Annotated in this window: 9 protein-coding genes; 8 read left to right on the forward strand and 1 reads right to left on the reverse strand. The window is 73.7% G+C overall.

Annotated elements, in window-relative coordinates; all coding sequences use genetic code 11:
* Positions 1–55: 55 nt before the first annotated feature.
* From EV383_RS14310 to EV383_RS14340, 8 genes are all read left to right on the forward strand, one after another.
* Complete coding sequence (locus EV383_RS14310) at positions 56–898, forward strand: oxidoreductase (protein ID WP_130290374.1); 843 nt, start codon at positions 56–58, stop codon at positions 896–898.
* A 182-nt stretch (positions 899–1,080) separates the two neighbouring features.
* Positions 1,081–2,217 carry a thiolase family protein gene (locus tag EV383_RS14315; RefSeq protein ID WP_130290375.1) on the forward strand — a complete coding sequence of 379 codons (1,137 nt, stop codon included), beginning with the start codon at positions 1,081–1,083 and terminating at the stop codon, positions 2,215–2,217.
* Positions 2,218–2,296: 79 nt separating this feature from the next.
* Entirely contained in the window at positions 2,297–3,058 is a 762-nt protein-coding gene (locus EV383_RS14320; protein WP_130290376.1) for a 3-hydroxyacyl-CoA dehydrogenase, read from the forward strand.
* Between the two features lie 14 nt (positions 3,059–3,072).
* Entirely contained in the window at positions 3,073–4,224 is a 1,152-nt protein-coding gene (locus EV383_RS14325; RefSeq protein WP_130290377.1) for an acyl-CoA dehydrogenase family protein, read from the forward strand.
* Positions 4,225–4,237: 13 nt separating this feature from the next.
* On the forward strand, positions 4,238–4,882 hold the full coding sequence (locus EV383_RS14330; RefSeq protein WP_130290378.1) for a TetR/AcrR family transcriptional regulator: 645 nt from the start codon (positions 4,238–4,240) through the stop codon (positions 4,880–4,882).
* 201 nt (positions 4,883–5,083) lie between these two features.
* Positions 5,084–6,484 (forward strand): lysine N(6)-hydroxylase/L-ornithine N(5)-oxygenase family protein, encoded by a 1,401-nt coding sequence (locus EV383_RS14335; protein WP_130290379.1) that lies wholly within the window; start codon positions 5,084–5,086, stop codon positions 6,482–6,484.
* A 44-nt stretch (positions 6,485–6,528) separates the two neighbouring features.
* The gene (locus EV383_RS31180) at positions 6,529–6,750 is read left to right on the forward strand and encodes an MbtH family protein (protein ID WP_165438349.1); all 222 of its coding nucleotides are present in this window, start codon (positions 6,529–6,531) and stop codon (positions 6,748–6,750) included.
* A gap of 47 nt (positions 6,751–6,797) precedes the next feature.
* Complete coding sequence (locus EV383_RS14340) at positions 6,798–19,673, forward strand: non-ribosomal peptide synthetase (RefSeq protein WP_165438350.1); 12,876 nt, start codon at positions 6,798–6,800, stop codon at positions 19,671–19,673.
* 70 nt (positions 19,674–19,743) lie between these two features.
* Here the strand turns inward: EV383_RS14340 and EV383_RS14345 are convergent, their stop codons facing one another.
* The gene (locus EV383_RS14345) at positions 19,744–20,736 is read right to left on the reverse strand and encodes an iron-siderophore ABC transporter substrate-binding protein (RefSeq protein ID WP_130290381.1); all 993 of its coding nucleotides are present in this window, start codon (positions 20,734–20,736) and stop codon (positions 19,744–19,746) included.
* Between the last annotated feature and the right edge of the window lie 49 nt (positions 20,737–20,785).

Raw genomic sequence — 20,785 nt, forward strand, 5'->3', positions numbered from 1 at the left:
GGGAGGGGGAGGGGAGTGTCGGGCGCAGGGTCCACGAAAGGGTGACAGTGGGGTCATGACACCGACGCTCACCCTTGCCGACGACCTCACCCTGACCCGGATGGGATTCGGCGCCATGCAGCTCGCCGGACCCGGTGTGTCCGGCCCGCCCCGTGACCGCGACGAGGCGATCGCGGTGCTGCGCACGGCCGTCGAGCTCGGCGTCACCCACATCGACACCAGCGACTTCTACGGCCCCTACGTCGTCAACGAGCTGGTCCGCGAGGCGCTGCACCCCTACCCGTCAGACCTGCGGATCGTCACCAAGGTCGATGCCTTCCGCGGCGACGACGGCTCGTGGGACCCGGCCCTGTCGACGGAGGACCTCACCAGGGCCGTCCACGACAACCTCGACCACCTCGGCGTCGACGCCCTCGACGTCGTCAACCTGCGGGTCATGGACGAGGGCGCCACCTCGCTCGGCGAGCCGTTCGCCGCGCTCGCCGAGCTGCAGGGCAAGGGCCTGATCCGCCACCTCGGCGTCAGCAACGTGTCCGAGATCCAGCTGGCCGAGGCGGAGCTGATCGCACCGGTCGTCTGCGTGCAGAACCTCTACAACCTCGTTCAGCGCGGCGACGACGCCCTGGTCGACCGCTGTGCCCGCGACGGCATCGCCTACGTCTCGTTCTTCCCGCTCGGCGGGTTCACCCCCGTGCAGTCCGGCGTGCTCGACGACGTCGCGTCGCGGGTCGGGGCGTCGTCGCAACAGGTCGCGCTGGCGTGGCTGCTGCAGCGCTCGCCCACGATGCTGCTGATCCCGGGCACGTCCTCGGTCGCGCACCTGCGGGAGAACGTCGCCGCGGCCGACCTGGAGCTGACGCCGGAGATCGTCGCCGAGCTGGACGCGATCGCGGGCTGAGCGCCCGGCCGGCCCGGGTGGTCGGCCCGGGTGGTCGGCCCGGGTGGTCGGCCCGGGTGATCGGGTCGTGACGTGGCTCGCACCCACCGTGACAGTCAGTGCTGACTGTTTCGGTGATACCGTCGCGGACGAGTCGACGGCGCCGTACGGGCGCCGCACCCGTCGCGAAGGAGCGTGGGCACATGCGAGACGCAGTCATCGTGGAAGCGGTGCGGAGCCCGGTGGGCAAGCGCAAGGGCGGTCTCGCCGGGACGCACCCGGTGGACCTCTCCGCGCACGTGCTGAGGTCCCTGGTCGAGCGCTCGGGCATCGACCCGGCCGAGATCGAGGACGTCATCTGGGGCTGCGTGTCGCAGGTCGGCGAGCAGACCATGGACATCGCCCGCAACGCCGCGCTCGCCGCCGGGTTCCCGGAGACGGTGACCGGCGTGAGCGTGGACCGCCAGTGCGGGTCGAGCCAGCAGAGCGTGCACTTCGCCGCGGCCGGCCTGATCGCCGGGCAGTACGACGTCGCCGTCGCCGGTGGTGTCGAGTCGATGACCCGGGTGCCGATGTTCTCCGGGACCATGGGGATGGACCCGTACGGCGAGTCGTACATGGAGCGCTACAACGCGTCCCCGAACCAGGGCGTCGGCGCGGAGATGATCGCCGAGAAGTGGGGCCACTCGCGCACCCAGCTCGACGAGTTCGCGCTGGAGTCGCACGCCAAGGCCGCCGCCGCGCAGGACGACGGCCGTTTCGACGGCCAGATCGCCCCGCTGGCCGGCGTCACCGCCGACGAGGGCGTCCGCCGCGGCGGGACCCTCGAGGGTCTGGCGCAGCTCAAGACCGTGTTCAAGGACGCCGACCAGGGTGGCGTCATCCACGCCGGCAACTCCTCGCAGATCTCCGACGGCTCCGGCGCACTGCTGATGATGACGAGCGAGAAGGCTAAGGCGCTGGGCCTGACCCCGATCGCGCGCATCCACACCGCGGTGCTCGCCGGCGCCGACCCGGTCATCATGCTGACCGCGCCGATCCCGGCGACGGAGAAGGCCCTGAAGAAGTCGGGCCTCTCGCTCGGCGACATCGGCGCGTTCGAGGTCAACGAGGCGTTCGCGCCGGTCCCGCTCGCGTGGCTGTCCGACATCGGCGCCGACGCCTCGGCCCTGAACCCGAACGGCGGCGCGATCGCGCTGGGCCACCCCCTCGGCGGCTCCGGCGCGCGGATCATGACCACGCTCGTGCACCACATGCGCGACAACGGAATCCGCTACGGCCTGCAGACCATGTGCGAGGGCGGCGGCCAGGCCAACGCCACCATCCTCGAGCTCCTGTAAGTCCTCACCCTCTGCACGTGGGCCGTCGTCGCGGCGGCGGCCCGCGTGTGCTCCCCGATCACTGGAGGAACCCGCACCCATGGACATCAACGGAGCCGTCGCGCTCGTCACCGGTGGCGCGTCCGGCCTGGGCCTGGCCACCACCGAGAAGCTCGTCGAGGCCGGCGGCAAGGTCGTCATCGTCGACCTGCCCTCCTCGGCCGGTGAGGCCGTCGCCGACAAGCTGGGCGACAGCGTCCGCTTCGCCCCGGCCGACGTCACCGACGAGGCGCAGATCTCCGCCGCGCTCGACGTCGCCGCCGAGCTGGGCACGCTGCGCGTCGCCGTGAACTGCGCCGGCATCGGCAACGGCATCAAGACCGTCGGCAAGAACGGCCCGTTCCCGCTGGCCGACTTCACCAAGGTCATCAACGTCAACCTGATCGGCACGTTCAACGTGATCCGTCTCGCCGCGGAGCGGATCTCGCAGTCCGACCCGGTCGAGGGCGAGCGCGGCGTCATCGTCAACACCGCCTCGGTGGCGGCGTTCGAGGGCCAGATCGGTCAGGCCGCGTACTCCGCGTCCAAGGGCGGGATCGTCGGCATGACGCTGCCCATCGCGCGTGACCTGGCGAACATCGGCATCCGCGTGGTGACGATCGCTCCGGGCCTGTTCGAGACCCCGCTGCTCGGCGGGCTCCCGGACGACGTCAAGGAGTCGCTCGGCAAGCAGGTGCCGCACCCCTCGCGCCTGGGGCAGCCGTCGGAGTACGGCCAGCTCGCGGCGCACATCGTCGCCAATCCCATGCTCAACGGCGAGACCATCCGTCTCGACGGCGCCATCCGCATGACCCCGCGGTAGGAGGCACACCCACCATGAAGCGCACGCTCTACGAGTCCGACCACACCGACTTCCGCGAGGCGTACCGCGCCTTCGTCGAGAAGGAGATCGCTCCGAACCTGGAGCAGTGGGAACGCGACAGCATCGTTCCGCGCGAGCTGTTCACCACGGCGGGCAGCTCCGGCTTCCTGGGGATGGAGATCCCCGAGGAGTTCGGCGGCGGCGGCATCAAGGACTTCCGGTTCAACGCCGTCATCGTCGAGGAGCTGATGCGCGCCAACGCGTCCGCGGCCGGGCTGGGCCTGACCCTGCACACCGACATCGTGCTGCCGTACTTCCTCGCCTACAGCAACGACGAGCAGAAGAAGCGCTGGCTGCCCGGCATCGCCTCCGGGGAGCTGATCACCGCGATCGCGATGACCGAGCCCGGCATCGGCTCGGACCTGGCATCGATGTCGACCACGGCGATCCGCGACGGCGACCACTACGTCGTCAACGGCGCGAAGACGTTCATCACGAACGGGATCAACGCCGACCTGATGATCACCGCGGTGAAGACCGACCCGTCGCAGAAGCACAAGGGCATGAGCCTGCTCGTGCTCGAGCGCGGGATGGAGGGCTTCGAGCGCGGCCGCAACCTGGACAAGCTCGGCCAGCACGCCCAGGACACCGCGGAGCTCTCGTTCACCGACGTCAAGGTGCCGGTGGCGAACCTGCTCGGCGGCGAGGAGGGCCAGGGCTTCACGCAGCTGGTCACGAACCTGCCCCAGGAGCGCCTGTCGATCGCGGTCGCGGGTGTCGCGGCGGCCCGCACGGCGCTGGACCAGACGCTGGCCTACGTCAAGGAGCGCAAGGCGTTCGGCTCGCCGATCGGCTCGTTCCAGAACTCCAAGTTCGTCCTCGCCGAGATGGACACCGAGATCGACATCGCCGAGCACTACGTCGACGACTGCGTGCGCGCACTCAACGCCGGCGAGCTGACGGCGGTCGACGCGTCGAAGGCGAAGTACTGGTGCACCGAGCTGCAGGGCCGGGTCGTCGACCGCTGCCTGCAGCTGCACGGCGGGTACGGCTACATGAACGAGTACCCGATCGCGAAGGCCTACGCCGACGCGCGCATCACCCGGATCTACGGTGGCACCACCGAGATCATGAAGGAGGTGATCGGTCGCGGCCTCGGGCTGTAGACCGATCTCCACGATGGCGACGAACGACGTGTCGGTCCCCAGGACCCGGGCGCAGCGGTCCTCCGACAGCCGTGCCCGGATCCTGGACGCCGCCGTCGCGTGCCTGATCGACGGCGGGTACTCCGGCGCGACCACCCTGACCATCCAGGGGTCCGCCGGAGTCTCCCGCGGTCGGCTGCTCCACCACTTCCCGTCCCGGGACCGGCTCCTCGTGGCCGCGGCACAGCACCTCGCGGTCAAACGGGTGGCCGACACCGAGGACCGCATCACCCGTCTGCTCGACGGCGGTCCGGTTCCCGTGGGCCCCTGGGAACGCGCGGACCGCGTGATCGAGCTGCTCTGGGAGAGCTTCTCCGAACCGCACTTCTGGGCCTCGGTCGAGCTGTGGACGGCCGCCCGGGCCAACGGCGAGATCGCCGAGGCGCTGCGCCCCGAGGAACGCCGTCTCGGCGCGGGTATCCGGGCGTCGATGGCCCGCATGTTCGGCGACGAGCTCGCCGCGCGTCCGCGTTTCAAGCAACTACGCGACCTGCTGCTGACGTCCATGCGCGGTACGGCGCTGACCTACACCTTCGACCCGCGCGACCCCGCCGGCGACTCGATGCTGGCGCAGTGGAAGGACCTGGCCCGGGTCCTGCTCGCGGACGACCCCGGCTGAGCCTCGGAGACCCTCCGCGCGTCGTTAACGGAATGTGACGTCGACGACGTCCACCGGTTCCGATCTGCGAGGATTCTGCTCCGTTGGGCCCAATGTTCCTCACCCTCTAGGCGGCACGCCCGTCGGCATGATCCAGTTAGCCTGGCCTTAGCAGAGGCATGCCGACCATGCGTCGACCCACCGGCGCTCGAGAGGATGACGATGGTGAACGTGACCGCCCGGCCCGGGCACGAGGTACTCGACGTGATCGGTGTCGGTTTCGGACCGTCGAACCTCGGGCTGGCCATCGCGCTGGAGGAGCACAACGCCACCGCCGCCCCCGAGGACAGGATCACCGCCCGGTTCGTCGAACGCCAGGAGAAGTTCGGCTGGCACCGGGGCATGTTGATCGAGGACGCGACGATGCAGGTCTCCTTCCTCAAGGACCTGGTCACGATCCGGAACCCGAACAGCTCGTTCTCGTTCCTGTCCTACCTCAAGGAGCGCGACCGCCTCGTCGACTTCATCAACTACGGGAGCAATTTCCCGACCCGGCTGGAGTTCCACGACTACCTCGAGTGGGCCGCGTCGCGGTTCACCGACCGGGTCGACTACGGCTCCGAGGTCGAGGAGATCGTGCCGGTGCGGTCCGAGGGCGGCTCGGTGGAACAGGTCGAGGTCGTCTACCGCCACGGGGGCGGGACGGTCCGCCGTCGCGCCCGCAACGTCGTGCTGGCCACCGGGCTGACCGCGGCGCTGCCGCGCGGGATCACCGCCGGCGCCCGGATCTGGCACAACAAGGACCTGCTGCACCGGGCCCCGCACCTCGTCGGGACGGCCCCGAAGCGGATGGCCGTCATCGGCGCCGGGCAGAGCGCCGCCGAGACCGTCGAGTACCTGCACCGGACGTTCCCCGACGCCGAGGTCTACGCGGTGTTCGCCCGCTACGGCTACAGCCCGGCCGACGACAGCTCGTTCGCGAACCGGATCTTCGACCCGGGCGCGGTCGACGACTTCTACACCGCGCCGGACGGGGTCAAGGAGATGATCCTGGGCTACCACGCGAACACGAACTACTCGGTCGTCGACCCGGAGCTGATCGACGGCCTCTACCGGACGCACTACCACGAGCGGGTGGCCGGCAAGGAGCGCCTGAAGTTCTGCAACGTGTCCCGGGTGGCCGACGTCGTCGAGGTCGACGACCGGGTCGAGCTGGCCGTGGAGTCGCTGATCGACGGCGAGCGTGAGGTGATCACCGCCGACGTCGTCGTCTACGCGACCGGCTACCGGGCGGGCGACCCGCTCTGGCTGCTCGGCGGTGGCCTGCCCGAGGCCTGCGGGCGCGACGTGGCCGGGCGCCTGGACGTCCGCCGCGACTACCGGGTGGGCACCGAGGCGCTCGCCGACGGCACCCCGGTCACCGCGGGCATCTACCTGCAGGGCCCCACCGAGCACACCCACGGCATCTCCTCGACGCTGCTGTCCAACGTGGCCGTGCGCTCGGGCGAGATCGCCGGGTCGATCGTCACCGGCGGCGACTCCGGGTCGGGCCGCCCGGCCGGTGTGCCCGCCACCGACGGCGTCGCCGCCGAGCTGCCGGGCGTCGCGCACACCGGCCGCTGACGGCCCGCCTCCACCTCTCACGTCACGACATCCCGGGAGAAGCCATGTCCACGAACCCCTTCGACGACGAGAACGGCACGTTCCACGCGCTGGTGAACGACGAGGGCCAGCACTCGCTCTGGCCGACGTTCGCCGAGGTGCCGGCCGGCTGGACGGTCGTGCACGGCCCGGCGGACAAGGCGTCCTGCCTGGAGTACGTGGAGCAGAACTGGACGGACCTGCGGCCCCGCAGCCTGGTCGAGCGCACCGAGGCCGGCAGCAGCTGAGCCGTCTCCGCCGCCACCACGCCCCCGAACCGCCCAGGAGCGCTGTCGTGACCCGCACCCTGCCCACCTCGTCCGACCCCGGTACCGACATCGCGACCTGGCCCCGGCTGTTCGCCGAACAGGTCGCCGCGACACCGGACGCCGTCGCGGTGTGCTTCGGAACCCCGGCACCCGACGGCTCCTCGCCGGCGGGTACGGAGTCGGCGCCGACGCCGTCCGGCCTTCCCTACGCCGAGCTGACCTACGCCGAGCTCGACGACCGGACGGCCCGTCTCGCCGCGGTGCTCGCCGACCGGGGTGCCGGGCCGGAGCGGACGGTGGCGCTGGCGGTGCCGCGGGGGATCGACCTGGTGGTGGCGATGGTCGCGGTGCTGCGGGCCGGTGCCGCGTACCTGCCGGTGGACCCGGACCAGCCCGCCGCCCGCACCGGGCTGGTCCTCGACGACGCCCGGCCGGCGGTGCTGGTCGGGACCACCGCGACCGTGGACGCGCTGGGGGACCTGGCCGACGGCGTCGTCACCGTCGTCCTGGACGACAGGGAGGACGCGGCCGAGATCGCCTCCGCGCAGCCGCACCCGCTGCCCGAGCTCGACGTCCGCAACGCCGCCTACGTGATCCACACGTCCGGGTCGACCGGCCGTCCGAAGGGCGTGGTGCTGACCCACACCGGGGTGGCCAAGCTCGTCGCCACCCAGACCGAGCGGCTGAAGGTCGGATCGGACGCCCGGGTGCTGGCGTTCGCGGCCACCGGCTTCGACCTGGCGTTCTGGGAACTGTGCATGGCGCTGCTCTCCGGCGGTCGGCTGGTGATGGTGCCCGCCGAGCTGCGGGCCCCGGGCCCGGAGCTGGCCGGGTACATCACCGCGCACGCGATCACCGTCATGGCGCTGCCGCCGGCGCTGCTGGCCGCGATGCCCGACGACGTGACGCTGCCGCCGGCGACGCTGCTCGCCGGCACCGAGCGGGTGTCGCCGGAGCTGGTGGCCCGCTGGGGGCACGGCCGGGTGATGCTCAACGCCTACGGGCCGACCGAGGCCACCGTGAACTCCACGCTCGGGGAGTGCGACCCGGGCCGTCGCGGGCCGACCGTGCCGATCGGCGTGGCCGACCCGCAGACCGACGTCCACGTGCTCGACGAGCAGCTGCGCCCGGTGCCCGCCGGCGAGGAGGGCGAGCTCTACCTGGGCGGGACCGGTCTGGCGCGCGGCTACCTGGGACGCCCGGACCTGACCGCGGAGCGGTTCGTCGCCGACCCGTTCGGCCCGCCCGGCGGGCGCCTCTACCGCACCGGTGACGTCGTGCGTTCCGACGAGGGCGGCTCGCTGGAGTACCTGGGGCGCACCGACGACCAGGTCAAGATCCGCGGGTTCCGGATCGAGCCCGGTGAGATCGAGTCGGTACTGGCCGCCCACGCGCGCGTCGACCAGGTCACGGTGCAGGTCCGCGAGCCGCGGCCGGGGGAGCGGCGCCTGGTCGCCTACGTGGTTCCGCGCACGGCGGCGGACCCGGGCGACCTGTCGGGCGAGCTGCGGGAGCACCTGCGCGACCGGCTGCCCGAGCACATGGTGCCGGCGGCGGTCGTGCTGCTGGACGCGTTGCCGGTCGGGACCAACGGCAAGATCGACCGGTCCGCGCTGCCCGAGCCGGACCTGACCTCCCTCGTGCGGGGCCGGGCGCCGTCCTCGCCGCGCGAGGAGCTGCTGTGCACGCTGTTCTCCGAGGTGCTCGACCTCCCCGGGATCGGCGTCGACGACGACTTCTTCGCCCTCGGCGGCGACTCGATCAGCTCGATCCAGCTCACCCGCCGCGCCCGTGAGGCGGGCCTGAGGCTCACCCCGCGCCAGGTCTTCGACCACCCGACGGTGCAGGAGCTGGCCGGGGTCGCGACCGCGCGCAAGGCCCGTGGACGCACGGGCGGCGCCCCGGCCCGGCCGGACGGGGCGGCCGCCCCGGCCGTCCCCGCGGTCGAGCTCGACGACACCGCGCGCGAGGCGCTGGCCGGGCTCGGCGAGATCGTCGCGGTCGGCCCGGTGTCGCCGCTGCAGGAGGGCTTCTTCTTCCACGCCGCGCTGGGCACGTCCGGCCCGGACGTCTACACCGTGCAGAAGGTGTTCCACCTCGGCGCCGCCGGCGGGAGCCCGGTCGACGGGGCCGTCGTGCGCGCCGCGGTGCAGGCGTCGCTGGACCGCCACCCGCAGCTGCGCGCCGGGTTCGCCCAGCGCGCCGACGGGCGGATCGTGCAGGCGGTCGCCGCCCACGTCGAGCTGCCCTGGACCGAGGCCGACCTCACGGGCCGTCCGGCCGCGGACCGGGCCGCCCTCCTCGACGCCGAGCGGGTCCGGCGCTTCGACCTCGCGCAGCCCCCGCTGCTGCGGGCCGCTCTGGTCCACACCGGACCCGGGCGGGCGGACCTGGCTCTGACGTTCCAGCACGCCGTGCTCGACGGCTGGTCGGTCGCGCTCCTCGTCCGCGAGATCCTGGAACGCACCGCCGGCGCCGAGCCCACCGGGGACGCTCCGGCCGAGGGCCTGCGCGCGTGGTTCGACCGGCTCGGCGAGATCGCGGCCGAGCGCCCCGCGGCGCTGGCGGCCTGGGGCGACGAGCTCGCCGGGATCGACGAGGCCACCCGCCTCCTGCCCTCCCTGCCGCCGCCGTCGTCCGATGTGGACGACACCGGCAGGCGGGGCGAGGGGCTGCACGAGCAGCGGGAGCTGCAGCTCGACGAGCGCCGCACCGCCGCGCTGACCGAACAGGCCCGGGCCCACGGGCTGACCCTGTCCACGCTGCTGCACGGCGCGTGGGGGATCGTCGTCGGGGCGCTCACCGGGTCCTCCGACGTGCTCCTGGGCAGCACCGTCTCCGGCCGCGACGCGCCCGTCACCGGGATCGAGGACGCGGTCGGCCTGTTCATCAACACCGTCCCGGTGCGCGTGCGCCTGCGTGCGGGGGAGCCGCTGTCGGCGACGCTGCGCCGACTGCAGACCTCGCGCACCGCACTGCTGGACCACCAGCAGGTCGGGCTCGGCGAGCTGCAGCGCCTGACCGGCGGCGACGAGCCGTTCGACACCCTCGTCGTGGTCGAGAACTACCCGCGCGCGGAGGACACGTCCGTCGACGGCGGGCTGGTCCTGCACGGCGAGGAGGTCCGCGACGCCGTCCACTACCCGCTCGCGCTGCTCGCCGCGCCGGGCCGCGAGCTGGGGCTGACGCTCAAGTTCGACGCCGACCGCGTCTCCGGCGAGGCGGCCGAGCTGCTGCTGGAGCTGCTCGACCGCCACCTGGACACGTTCGCCCGCACCCCCGGCGCGACCGTCGGCTCGATCGCGCTGCGACCCGACACCGCGCCGGACCGCGGCGCCGACCTCGACGTCCCGGCCACGACGCTGCCCGGTCTGATCACCGCCCGTGCCACGCGCACCCCCGACGCGACGGCCGTCGTCGCCGAGGACGCCACCCTCACCTACGCCGAGCTGGACGCCCGGACCGCCGAGCTGGCCGCACGGCTGCGCGCCCGCGGCGCCGGTCCGGGCCGGGTCGTCGGCGTGGCCGTGCCGCGGTCGGCCGAGCTGATGGTCGCGCTGGTCGGCGTGCTGCGCAGCGGCGCGGCCTACCTGCCGCTGGACCTGGACTACCCGCCGGAGCGGCTCGGGTTCATGGTCGCCGACGCGGGCGTGGACACGGTCGTCGTCGACACCGTGCACCCGGAGCTCGACGGCGTCGACCCCGACGGGATCGAGCTGGTCCCCACCGCAGCCCAGGGCCCGGCGCCGTCGTCCGACGACGGTCATCAGCCGGACCCGGACGACGCCGCCTACCTGATCTACACCTCCGGCTCGACCGGGCGCCCCAAGGGCGTGCTGGTGAGTCACCGGGCGATCGTCAACCGTCTGGAGTGGATGCAGGACGAGTACCGCCTCACCTCCGACGACCGGGTGCTGCAGAAGACCCCGGCGAGCTTCGACGTGTCGGTGTGGGAGTTCTTCTGGCCGCTGATCCAGGGCGCGCGGGTCGTGCTGGCCCGCCCGGACGGGCACCGCGACCCGGAGTACCTGGCCGGGCTGATCGGCCGCGAACAGATCACCACCATGCACTTCGTGCCCTCGATGCTGCAGGGCTTCCTCGCCGCGGGCACCGTGACCGACGACGTCTCGTGGGCGCGTGACCTGACCCGCGTGTTCTGCAGCGGCGAGGCCCTGCCCGCGGCCGCGGCGGCACGCTGGCGCGAGCTGACCGGCGTCGTGCTGCACAACCTCTACGGGCCGACCGAGGCCGCCGTCGACGTCACCCACCACGCGGTGGAGGCGACGCCGCACGAGCCGGTCCCGATCGGACGACCGGTGGCCAACACCCGGGTCCAGGTGCTCGACCCGGCCCTGCGCCCGGTCCCCGACGGGGTCCCCGGCGAGCTGTACCTGGCCGGTGTCCAGCTGGCCCGCGGCTACCACGGCCGCGCCGGGCTGACCGCGGACCGGTTCGTCGCCGACCCGCGCGGTGGCCCGGGGGAGCGGATGTACCGCACCGGGGACGTCGTGCGCCGCGCCGGCGACGGCGTCCTGGAGTACCTGGGGCGCAGCGACGACCAGGTCAAGATCCGCGGCAACCGGGTCGAGCCGGGCGAGATCGACGCCGTGCTCGCCGGCCTGCCCGGCGTCGCGCGCTCGGCGGTCGTCGCGCGCCGCGAGGGCGCCGGGCACGTGCTCGTCGCCTACGTCGTCCCGTCGTCTCCGGAGACGGATCCCGACGACCTCCGGGACGCACTCGCCGGGCAGCTGCCGCCGCCCATGGTCCCGTCCGCGGTCGTGCTGCTCGACGCGCTGCCGCTCAACCCCAGCGGCAAGCTCGACCGGGCCGCGCTGCCCGCCCCGGAGCAGGCCCGCTCCGGGCCCGCCCGCGAACCGGCGAACGACGCCGAGCGGGCGCTGTGCGCCGCGTTCGCCGAGGTCCTCGGCCGCGACGACTGCGCACCCGACGACGACTTCTTCGCCCTCGGCGGCGACAGCATCACCTCGATCTCGGTGTCCACCCGGGCCCGGCGCGCCGGGCTGGGCGTCGGCCCGCAGGACGTGCTGACCGGCCGGACGCCGGCCGGGATCGCCGCTGCCGCGGGGGAGCTCTCCGGCTCCGACGCGGCCATCCCCGCACCCGTGGTCGACCTGCCGGCCGAGCAGCTGGAAGGGCTCCGGCGCGACTCCCCGGTGCCGGTCGCCGAGGTGTGGCCGCTGTCCCCTCTGCAGGACGGGCTGTACTTCCACGCCTCGATGGAGGACGGCCGGGACGTCTACACGATCCAGGAGACGATCGAGCTCTCCGGCCCGGTCGACGCCGGGCGCCTGCACGCGGCGTGCGCGCAGGTGCTCGCGGCGAACCCGGCCGTGCGGGCCGCGTTCCCGAGCGAGGGCCTGGACCGGCCGGTGCAGATCGTCGCCGGGCACCTCGACCCGCCGATCACCGAGATCGACCTGTCCGACGTCGGAGCCGGGGAGCGCGAGGCCCGGGTCGAGGAGGCACTGGCCGCCGACCGCGCGGTCCCGTTCGACATCGCCCGCCCGCCGCTGTTCCGGATCCTGGTGATCCGCACCGGCGACGGTGACCGGGTGGTGATCAACCGGCACCAGCTGCTCTGGGACGGCTGGTCCGGGTGGCTGGTGATCGAGCAGCTGCTCGCCGCCTACGCCGGACGGGAGATCGGCCCGGTCGGGACGTACCGGGACTACCTGGGATGGCTCGCCCGGCAGGACTCCGAACGCGCCGCCGCGGCGTGGCGCGAGGCACTCGACGGGCTCGACGGGGCCACCCTCGTCGGCGATACGACCTCGGACGCACCGGACGTCGAGGCGACCTCCGAGCTCCACGTCGACCTCCCCTCCGACGACGCCGCGCGGCTGCGGGAGTTCACCCGCACCCACGGCGTCACCGCGAACGGCGTGCTCAGCGCCGTCTGGGGGATGACGCTCGGTGTGCTGACCGGGCGCACCGACGTCGTGTTCGGCACCGTCGTCGCCGGGCGCACGTCCGAGGTGCCCGACGTGGAGACCGCGGTCGGGCTGTTCATGAACACGGTGCCGGTCCGGATGGGGTTCCGCGCCGGTGAGCCGGTGCGCGACGCGCTCGCCCGCCTGCAGGACGAGCGGCTGCGTACGGTGGCCTACGAGTTCGTCGGGCTCGGGGAGATCCAGCGGATCTCCGGGCACCGGCGGCTGTTCGACACGTTGTTCGTCTACCGCCTCGAGGGCGGTGACGAGCGGACCGAGGCGCTGCGCGACGAGCACGGCGTCCGGTCGCTGAACGTCGTCGACCGCACGCACTACCCGCTGAACATGATCGTGACCCCGGGCGAGCGGATGGAGCTGATGCTCTCGCACGCCCTCGACGACGACGCGGCCTCCGCCGTCATGGACCGCTACCTCGCCCTGCTGCGCCAGGTCCTCGACGACGCCGGCACGCCGACCGGACGGCTGGACCCGCTGCCGGAGTCCGAGCGCGCGGCGCTGGCCGCCGTCCGTGACGGCGGCGCGATCGAGGTCGGCACCGAGACCGTCGCCGACCTGCTCGCCGACCGCGCCGCCCTGATCCCGGACGACCTCGCGCTCGTGTGCGGGGACGACCGTCTGACCTACGCCGGGCTCGACGCGGCGATCAACCGCACCGCACGCCTGCTGAGGGCGCACGGAGCCGGGCCGGAGACCGTCGTCGCGCTGGCCGTGCCGCGCTCGGTGGAGACCGTCGTCGCGCTGTTCGCGGTGCTGCGCACGGGTGCGGCGTACCTGCCGCTGGAGCTCGACCACCCCGCGGAGCGCCTCCTCGGCACGCTCGCCGACGCGTCCCCGGTGTGCCTGGTGACGGTGGCCGCGATGGCGGGGTCGCTGGCCCCGTCCGGCGTCGACGCGCTGGTGCTCGACGACCCCGCGACCGCGGACACGAGGGCCGCGCTCGACCCCGGCCCGCTGACCGACGACGAGCTGGGCGCGTTCGCCCGTGACGTCCCGGACCGCCTCGACCGGCCCGCGTACCTGATCTACACCTCCGGCTCGACCGGGAGACCGAAGGGCGTCGTCACCCCGTACCGGGGCCTGACGAACATGCAGCTCAACCACCGCCGCGAGATCTTCGACCCGGTCGTCGCCTCGGCCGGTGGGCGCCGGCTGCGGATCGCGCACACGGTGTCGTTCGCGTTCGACATGTCGTGGGAGGAGCTGCTCTGGCTCGTCGAGGGCCACGAGGTGCACGTCTGCGACGAGGAGCTGCGCCGCGACGCGGACGCGCTCGTCGCCTACTGCGGTGAGCACGCCGTCGACGTCGTCAACGTGACCCCGACCTACGCCACGGTGCTGTTCGAGACCGGCCTGCTGACCGGCCCGCACCCGCCGCCGCTGGTGCTGCTCGGCGGCGAGGCCGTCTCCGACGCGGTGTGGGACGCGCTGCGCCAGACGCCGGGCGTGCTCGGCTACAACCTCTACGGGCCCACCGAGTACACGATCAACACGCTCGGCGCGGGCACCGAGGACTCGGTCACCCCGACGGTCGGGCGCCCGATCACCAACACCGTCGCGCACGTGCTCGACGCGTGGCTGCGCCCGGTCCCGGACGGGGTGCCCGGCGAGCTCTACATCGCCGGCAGCGGGCTCGCCCGCGGCTACGCCGGACGGTTCGGCCAGACCTCGGAGCGCTTCGTCGCCGATCCGTGGACCACCGGCGGGCGGATGTACCGCACCGGTGACCTGGTGCAACGCCGCACCGACGGCACCGGTGTGATCGACTTCCTCGGCCGCACCGACGACCAGGTGAAGATCCGCGGGCACCGCGTCGAGCCGGGCGAGGTCACCGCGAAGATCGACGAGCACCCGCGGGTGGCGCACTCCGCCGTGATCGCGGCGAAGGACGGCGGGGCGACCCGCCTGGTCGCCTACCTCGTCGCCGCCGACCGGGACGACGCCGACGTCGTCACCGCCGTCCGCGACGACCTGCGGACGGCGCTGCCGGACTACCTGGTCCCGTCCGCGTTCGTCGTCCTCGACGAGATGCCGCTGACCGCGAACGGCAAGCTCGACGTCCGCGCGCTGCCGGAGCCGGACACCCGGGCCGGTGGTGGCCCGTCGCGGGCCCCGGCGAACGACGTCGAGCGGGCGCTGTGCGAGATCTTCGCGCAGGTGCTCGGGCGCGACGAGGTCGGCGTCGACGACGACTTCTTCGACCTCGGCGGCGACTCGATCAGCTCGATCCAGGTGGCCCGGCGCTCCCGGAAGAAGGGCGTGCGGCTCACCCCGCGCCAGCTCTTCGACCACCCGAGCGTCGCCTCGCTCGCCCGGGCGCTCGGCGCCCCGGACGAAGAGGACCAGGGCCCGGCGCGGCCGGCCCTGGAACCGATGCCGCGCCCGGACCCGCTGCCGGTCTCACCGGCCCAGCAGCGGCTGTGGATCGTCGAACGCCTCGACACCGAGGCCGGCCGGAGCGGGTCCTACAACTTCCCGCTCACGCTGCGCCTGCGGGGCGACCTCGACGCGGATGCTCTGCAGGCCGCGGTGGGCGACGTCGTCACCCGGCACGAGGCCCTGCGCACGGTGTTCCCGGACGTCGACGGGCAGCCGGTGCAGGTCGTGCACCCGGCCGGGGACGTCGTCGTGCCGTTCACCCGGCGCGCGGTCGCCGAGGCCGACGTCGCCGCCGTCGTGCGCGACGCGGTGCGACGGCCGTTCGACCTGGGCACCGAGATCCCGCTGCACGTCACCCTGCTGGACGTGACCGGCACCGACGACCACGTCGTGGTGCTGCTGCTGCACCACATCACCACCGACGAGCGCTCCGACCGGCCGTTCCTGAGCGACCTGTCCGCGGCCTACGCCGCCCGCGCGGCCGGGCGCTCCCCGGAACTGCCGGCCCTGCCCGTGCAGTACGCGGACTACGCGATCTGGCAGCAGCGCCTGCTCGGCGACCCGGCGGACCCGGGGAGCCTCTCGGCCCGCCAGCTCGCGTACTGGACCGGCGCGCTCGCGGGCGTCCCGGAACGCATCGAGCTGCCCACCGACCGCGCCGAGCCGGCGACCCCGACGATGGCGGCCGCCGACGTCGACCTGGTCATCGAGCCGGACCTGGCGCAGGACCTGCGCCGGCTCGCCCGCGCGCACGGCGCGACGATGTTCATGCTCACCCGGGCCGCGGTCGCGGTGCTGCTGCACCGTCTCGGTGCCGGGACCGACATCCCGCTCGGCGCGCCGATCAGCGGGCGCACCGACGAGGCCCTCGACGACGTCGTCGGGTTCTTCGTCAACACCCTGGTGCTGCGCACCGATCTCTCCGGCGACCCCGGCTTCGCCGACCTGCTGGGCCGGGTCCGCGCCACCGACCTGTCCGCCTTCGCGAACGCCGACGTGCCCTTCGACGCCGTCGTCCGCGCGGTCAACCCGGAGCGGACGCTGGACACGACGCCGCTGGTCCAGGCCGTCGTCGCCTACCGCGGCCGCAACGAGGCCGCCGGGGCCCCGATACTGGAGCTGCCCGGGCTAGAGGTCTGCGACGAGCCGGCCGCCGTCGGCCAGGCGCGGTTCGACCTGGTCTTCGAGTTCCAGGAGGGTGCGGCGGACGAACCGCTGCGCTGCCGGCTGATGTACCGCACGGAGCTGTTCGACGAGGCCACCGTGACCCGGCTCGGCGAGCGCCTGACGGCGGTGCTGCGCGCCGTCGTCGACGACCCGGCCCGGCCGGTGCGCCGGATCGAGGTCGCCTCCGCCGCGGAGCAGGACCTGGTGACCGAGGTCCTCGACGCCGGGGACCCGGCGCCGCGTGCGCGCACGCTGCCGGAGATGGTCGCCGGGCAGGTGGCCCGTCGTCCGGACGCGGTCGCTCTGAGCGACGCCGACGGCGAGATCACCTACGCCGAGCTCGACCGCCGCTCGGCGGCGCTGGCCGGTGTCCTGGCCGCCCACGGGGTCGGCCCGGACGCGATCGTCGGCGTGGCGATGCCGCGCTCGGCCGCGATGGTGACCGCGCTGATCGGCGTGGTCCGCGCCGGTGCGGCGTTCCTGCCGCTGGACCTCGCGCTGCCGCCGGAGCGGCTGCGCCACCAGCTGACCGACTCCCGGACCCCGCTCGTGCTGACCACCGCCGAGGCGGCAGCGGACCTCCCGGACGTCGACGGCGTCGAGCACCTGTACCTGGACCCCGCCGCGCTCCCCGCGGACGGGGCGCCCGCACCGGCCGTCCCGGCGGACCCGGAGCGGGCCGCCTACGTGATCTACACGTCCGGTTCGACCGGTCGTCCGAAGGGGACGGTTCTGACCCACGCGGGCCTGGAGGAGCTGGCCGTTCTGGCGAACACCACGCTCGGCGTGCACGAGGACAGCCGGGTGCTGCAGTTCTCCTCGCCCGGCTTCGACGTGATGGTGTTCGAGGTGGTGATGGCGATGGGCCTCGGCGGCACGCTGGTCGTGGCCCCGGACGAGGTCCGCCGCCCGGACCACGCGCTGACCGACTTCCTCACCGAGAACCGCGTGACCGTCGGCGCGCTGCCGCCGTCGCTGGTCACCGCGCTGCCCGAGGGCGCCGAGCTGTCGGAGGGCATGACCGTGCTGGCGGGCACCGAGCAGGTGCCCCCGGACCTGATCGACCGGTGGTCGCAGCGTCTGAACCTGTTCGTGGCCTACGGGCTGACCGAGACCACGGTCAACTCGACGCTCTGGCGCGCGGAGCCGGGCACGCCGTTCCGGTCGCCGATCGGGCAGCCGGACCCCGGCACCCGGATGTTCGTGCTCGACGACGCGCTCGTCCCGGTCCCGCCGGGCGTGCCCGGCGAGCTCTACATCGCCGGGGCGGGCCTGGCCCGCGGCTACCTCGGGCGGCACGCGCTCACCGCGGAGAGGTTCGTCGCCTGCCCGTTCGGGGAGCCGGGGGAGCGGATGTACCGCACCGGGGACCGGGTGCGTCTGCACCCGGGCGACGGTGACGGCGACTCGCCGGGCGGGCCGGCCCTGGAGTTCCTCGGACGGGCCGACGCGCAGGTCAAGATCCGTGGCTACCGGGTCGAGCCGGGTGAGATCGAGTCCGTGCTCTCCGGGCACCCGGACATCGCGCAGGCGGCGGTCGTCGTGCAGCGGCGCGGGCCGGTGACCCGGCTGATCGGGTACGTGGTGCCGGTCGGCTCCGCACCGGACGACCTGGATGCCTACCTGCGTGAACGGCTGCCCGAGCACATGGTGCCCGCGGCGCTGGTGACGCTGGACGGCCCGCTGCCGCGCACCCCGAACAACAAGATCGACCGGGCCGCGCTGCCGGAGCCGGAGGACTCGGGGACACGGGGCCGCGCTCCGGAGACCGAGCGGGAGCGGGTGCTCGCCGGCGTCGTCGCCGAGCTGCTGGGCCTGCCCGAGGTGGGGGCGGACGACGACTTCTTCGCCCTCGGTGGGGACTCGATCATCGCGATCCGCCTGGTGTCCGCCGCACGTGCGGCGGGGCTCGTGGTCACGCCGCGCACGGTGTTCACGCAGCGCACGGTGGCCGCGCTGGCCGCCGTCGCCGAGCCGGTCGCCGAGCCCGTGACGCACGATCCCGGGACGGGCCCGGTGCCCGGCATCCCGATCCTGGAGTGGCTGCGCGAGCTCGAGGGCGACACCGACGGCTTCAACCAGTCGGTGCTCGTCGACACCCCGGCCGGGCTCGACGAGGCGACGCTCCGGGCCGCGCTGGCGGCCGTCGTGGAGCGGCACGGGATGCTGCGTGCACGCCGGGCGGCTCCCGGCTCCGGGGCGGTGCTCGAGATCCCCGACGGCGCCGTCGACCCGGCCGACGTCGCGCTGACGGTCGTCCCGGCGGCGGGGGAGGACCTGCGCGAGGTGGTGGCGCGGGAGGCACTCGTCGCACGCGACCGGCTCGACCCGCGGACCGGCATGCTGCTCTCCGCGGTGTTCTGCGGCTCCGGCGACCACGAACCCGGACGGCTGCTGCTGGTGGTGCACCACGTGGCGGTCGACTGGGTGACCTGGCGGATCCTGCTGGAGGACCTGGCCGGTGCGGTCACCGCACTCCGGGCCGGCGACGAGCCGGACCCGGCGCCGGTCCCGACGTCGTACCGGACGTGGGCGCAGCTGCTGGCCGCCGAGTCGGTCCGCCCGGACCGGGTGGCCGAGCTGCCGCGCTGGGAACAGGTCCTCTCCGGCGGACGGGAGACGCTGCCGCTGCGGGTGCCGTTCGACCCGGAACGCGACGTGCACGGCACGAACCGGGTGTACTCGACGGCGCTGCCGGTGACGGTCTCGGACGCGGTGCTGCACGCGGTGCCGCGGGTGTCCGGGGCGAGCGTCGACCAGATCCTGCTCGCCGCCCTGGGCATCGCCGTCACCGACTGGGGCCGCCGCCACGGCGGCTCCGGCGGATCCGGCCTGTTGCCGGTGGCGGTCGAGGGGCACGGCCGTGAGGAGGAGGCGGTCCGTCCCCGGGCCGACCTGTCCCGCACGGTCGGCTGGTTCACCTCGTTCCGCCCGGTGCCGGTGGACACCTCCGGGCTGGACCCGGCGGACGCCGTGACCGACGGCGGGACCGCGTCGACGGTGGTGGAGCGGCTGCGCGAGCACCTGGCCGCCGAGCCGGACCACGGCCTGGGCTACGGGCTGCTGCGCCACCTCAACCCGGAGACCGGGCCGGTGCTGGCCGCGCTGCCGCTGCCCGAGATCGAGTTCAACTACCTCGGCCGGTTCGACCGCCGCGAGCGCCGGGACTGGGGCTTCGCCGACGAGTCCGACGCGCTCGACATCGCCGTCGAGCCGGGGATGCGCCAGCGCTTCCCGCTGGCGGTGATCGTCCGCACGGTGGACGGCCCGGACGGCCCGGTCCTGCACGCCGACTGGATCCGCCCCGACGCGGTCCTCGACGACGAGGCGGTGACCGACCTGGCGGGCACCTGGTCACGGGTGCTGCGGACCCTCGCCGGTCTCTGACCCCGTCGAACGAGCGGCGCCCCCGTCGGAAAGGTTCCGACGGGGGCGCCGTCCGTTCAGCGTGCGGGGATCACTGTGTGGGGGCGGGGATGCCCTCCAGCAGGGGGACCAGCTTGTCCAGGGCGTAGGGGAAGCTGATCGGGCTGCCGTAGCTGATCGCGGCGGACGTCGGCTCGGTGGTGCTCAGGAACCGGACGCGCTTCTGCGCCACGACCGGCTGGGCCGCGAACTCCGGCCGGGCCGAGATCTCCGCCTGCACCTGCGGGCTGCGGGCGAAGACGAGGAGCTTGTCGACGTTCAACAGGTCGGCGCGCTCCGGGCTGACCGAGGCGTCGCTCTTGCCCGCGGCGAGCTGGGCGATCTCCGGCGGGGCCTGGAACCCGAGCGCGCTCATCAGGTCGGCCTTGAGGTCGCCCTTCGAGAACACGCGGTAGTCCGGCGCCTGGTACTGCATGACCGCCGCGGTCTGCTGCGCCCACTCCGGGTGCGCCGTCCTGACCTCGTCGATCTTCGCCTCGGTCTGGGTGACGAGCTCGTTGCCGCGCTGCTCCTGCCCGACCGCCTTGGTGATGTGCCGGGTGAACACCTGCCACGGCGCCGTGAACTGCGGGTAGTCCTTCGGCTGGGCCACCGTCGGGGCGATCTTCGAGACCTGGTCGTACTGGGCCTGGGTCATGCCGGAGTACGCGGCGATGATCAGGTCCGGCTGCAGCGCCGCGATCTTCTCCAGGTTGTACTCGTCGCGCTTGCCGACCTCCTCCGGCACGGTCGCGCCGTAGGCGGCCTCCTGCCAGGGCCACTTGTTGTTCGGCGGCGGCGTGACGAACCAGTTGACGATCCCGATCGGGGCGATGCCCACCGCCAGCAGCGGGTCCGGGTCCGTGTACCCCAGGGTGATCACGCGCTTCGGCGCGGCGGCGACCTCGGTGCTGCCGTAGGCGTGCTCGACGGTGACGGGGAAGGCGCCGTCCGCCTGCCCGCCCGACGACTGCTCCGCCTCGCCCCCGGAGGGTGACCCGCACGCGGCGAGCGCGACGGTCGCGACGACTGCGGTCAGCAGCACGCGGAGACGGTGGCCGGTACGGCGCCGGGGTCGGTCTGGCGTCGGGTGC

The organism is Pseudonocardia sediminis, assembly GCF_004217185.1.
GTDB lineage: Bacteria > Actinomycetota > Actinomycetes > Mycobacteriales > Pseudonocardiaceae > Pseudonocardia > Pseudonocardia sediminis.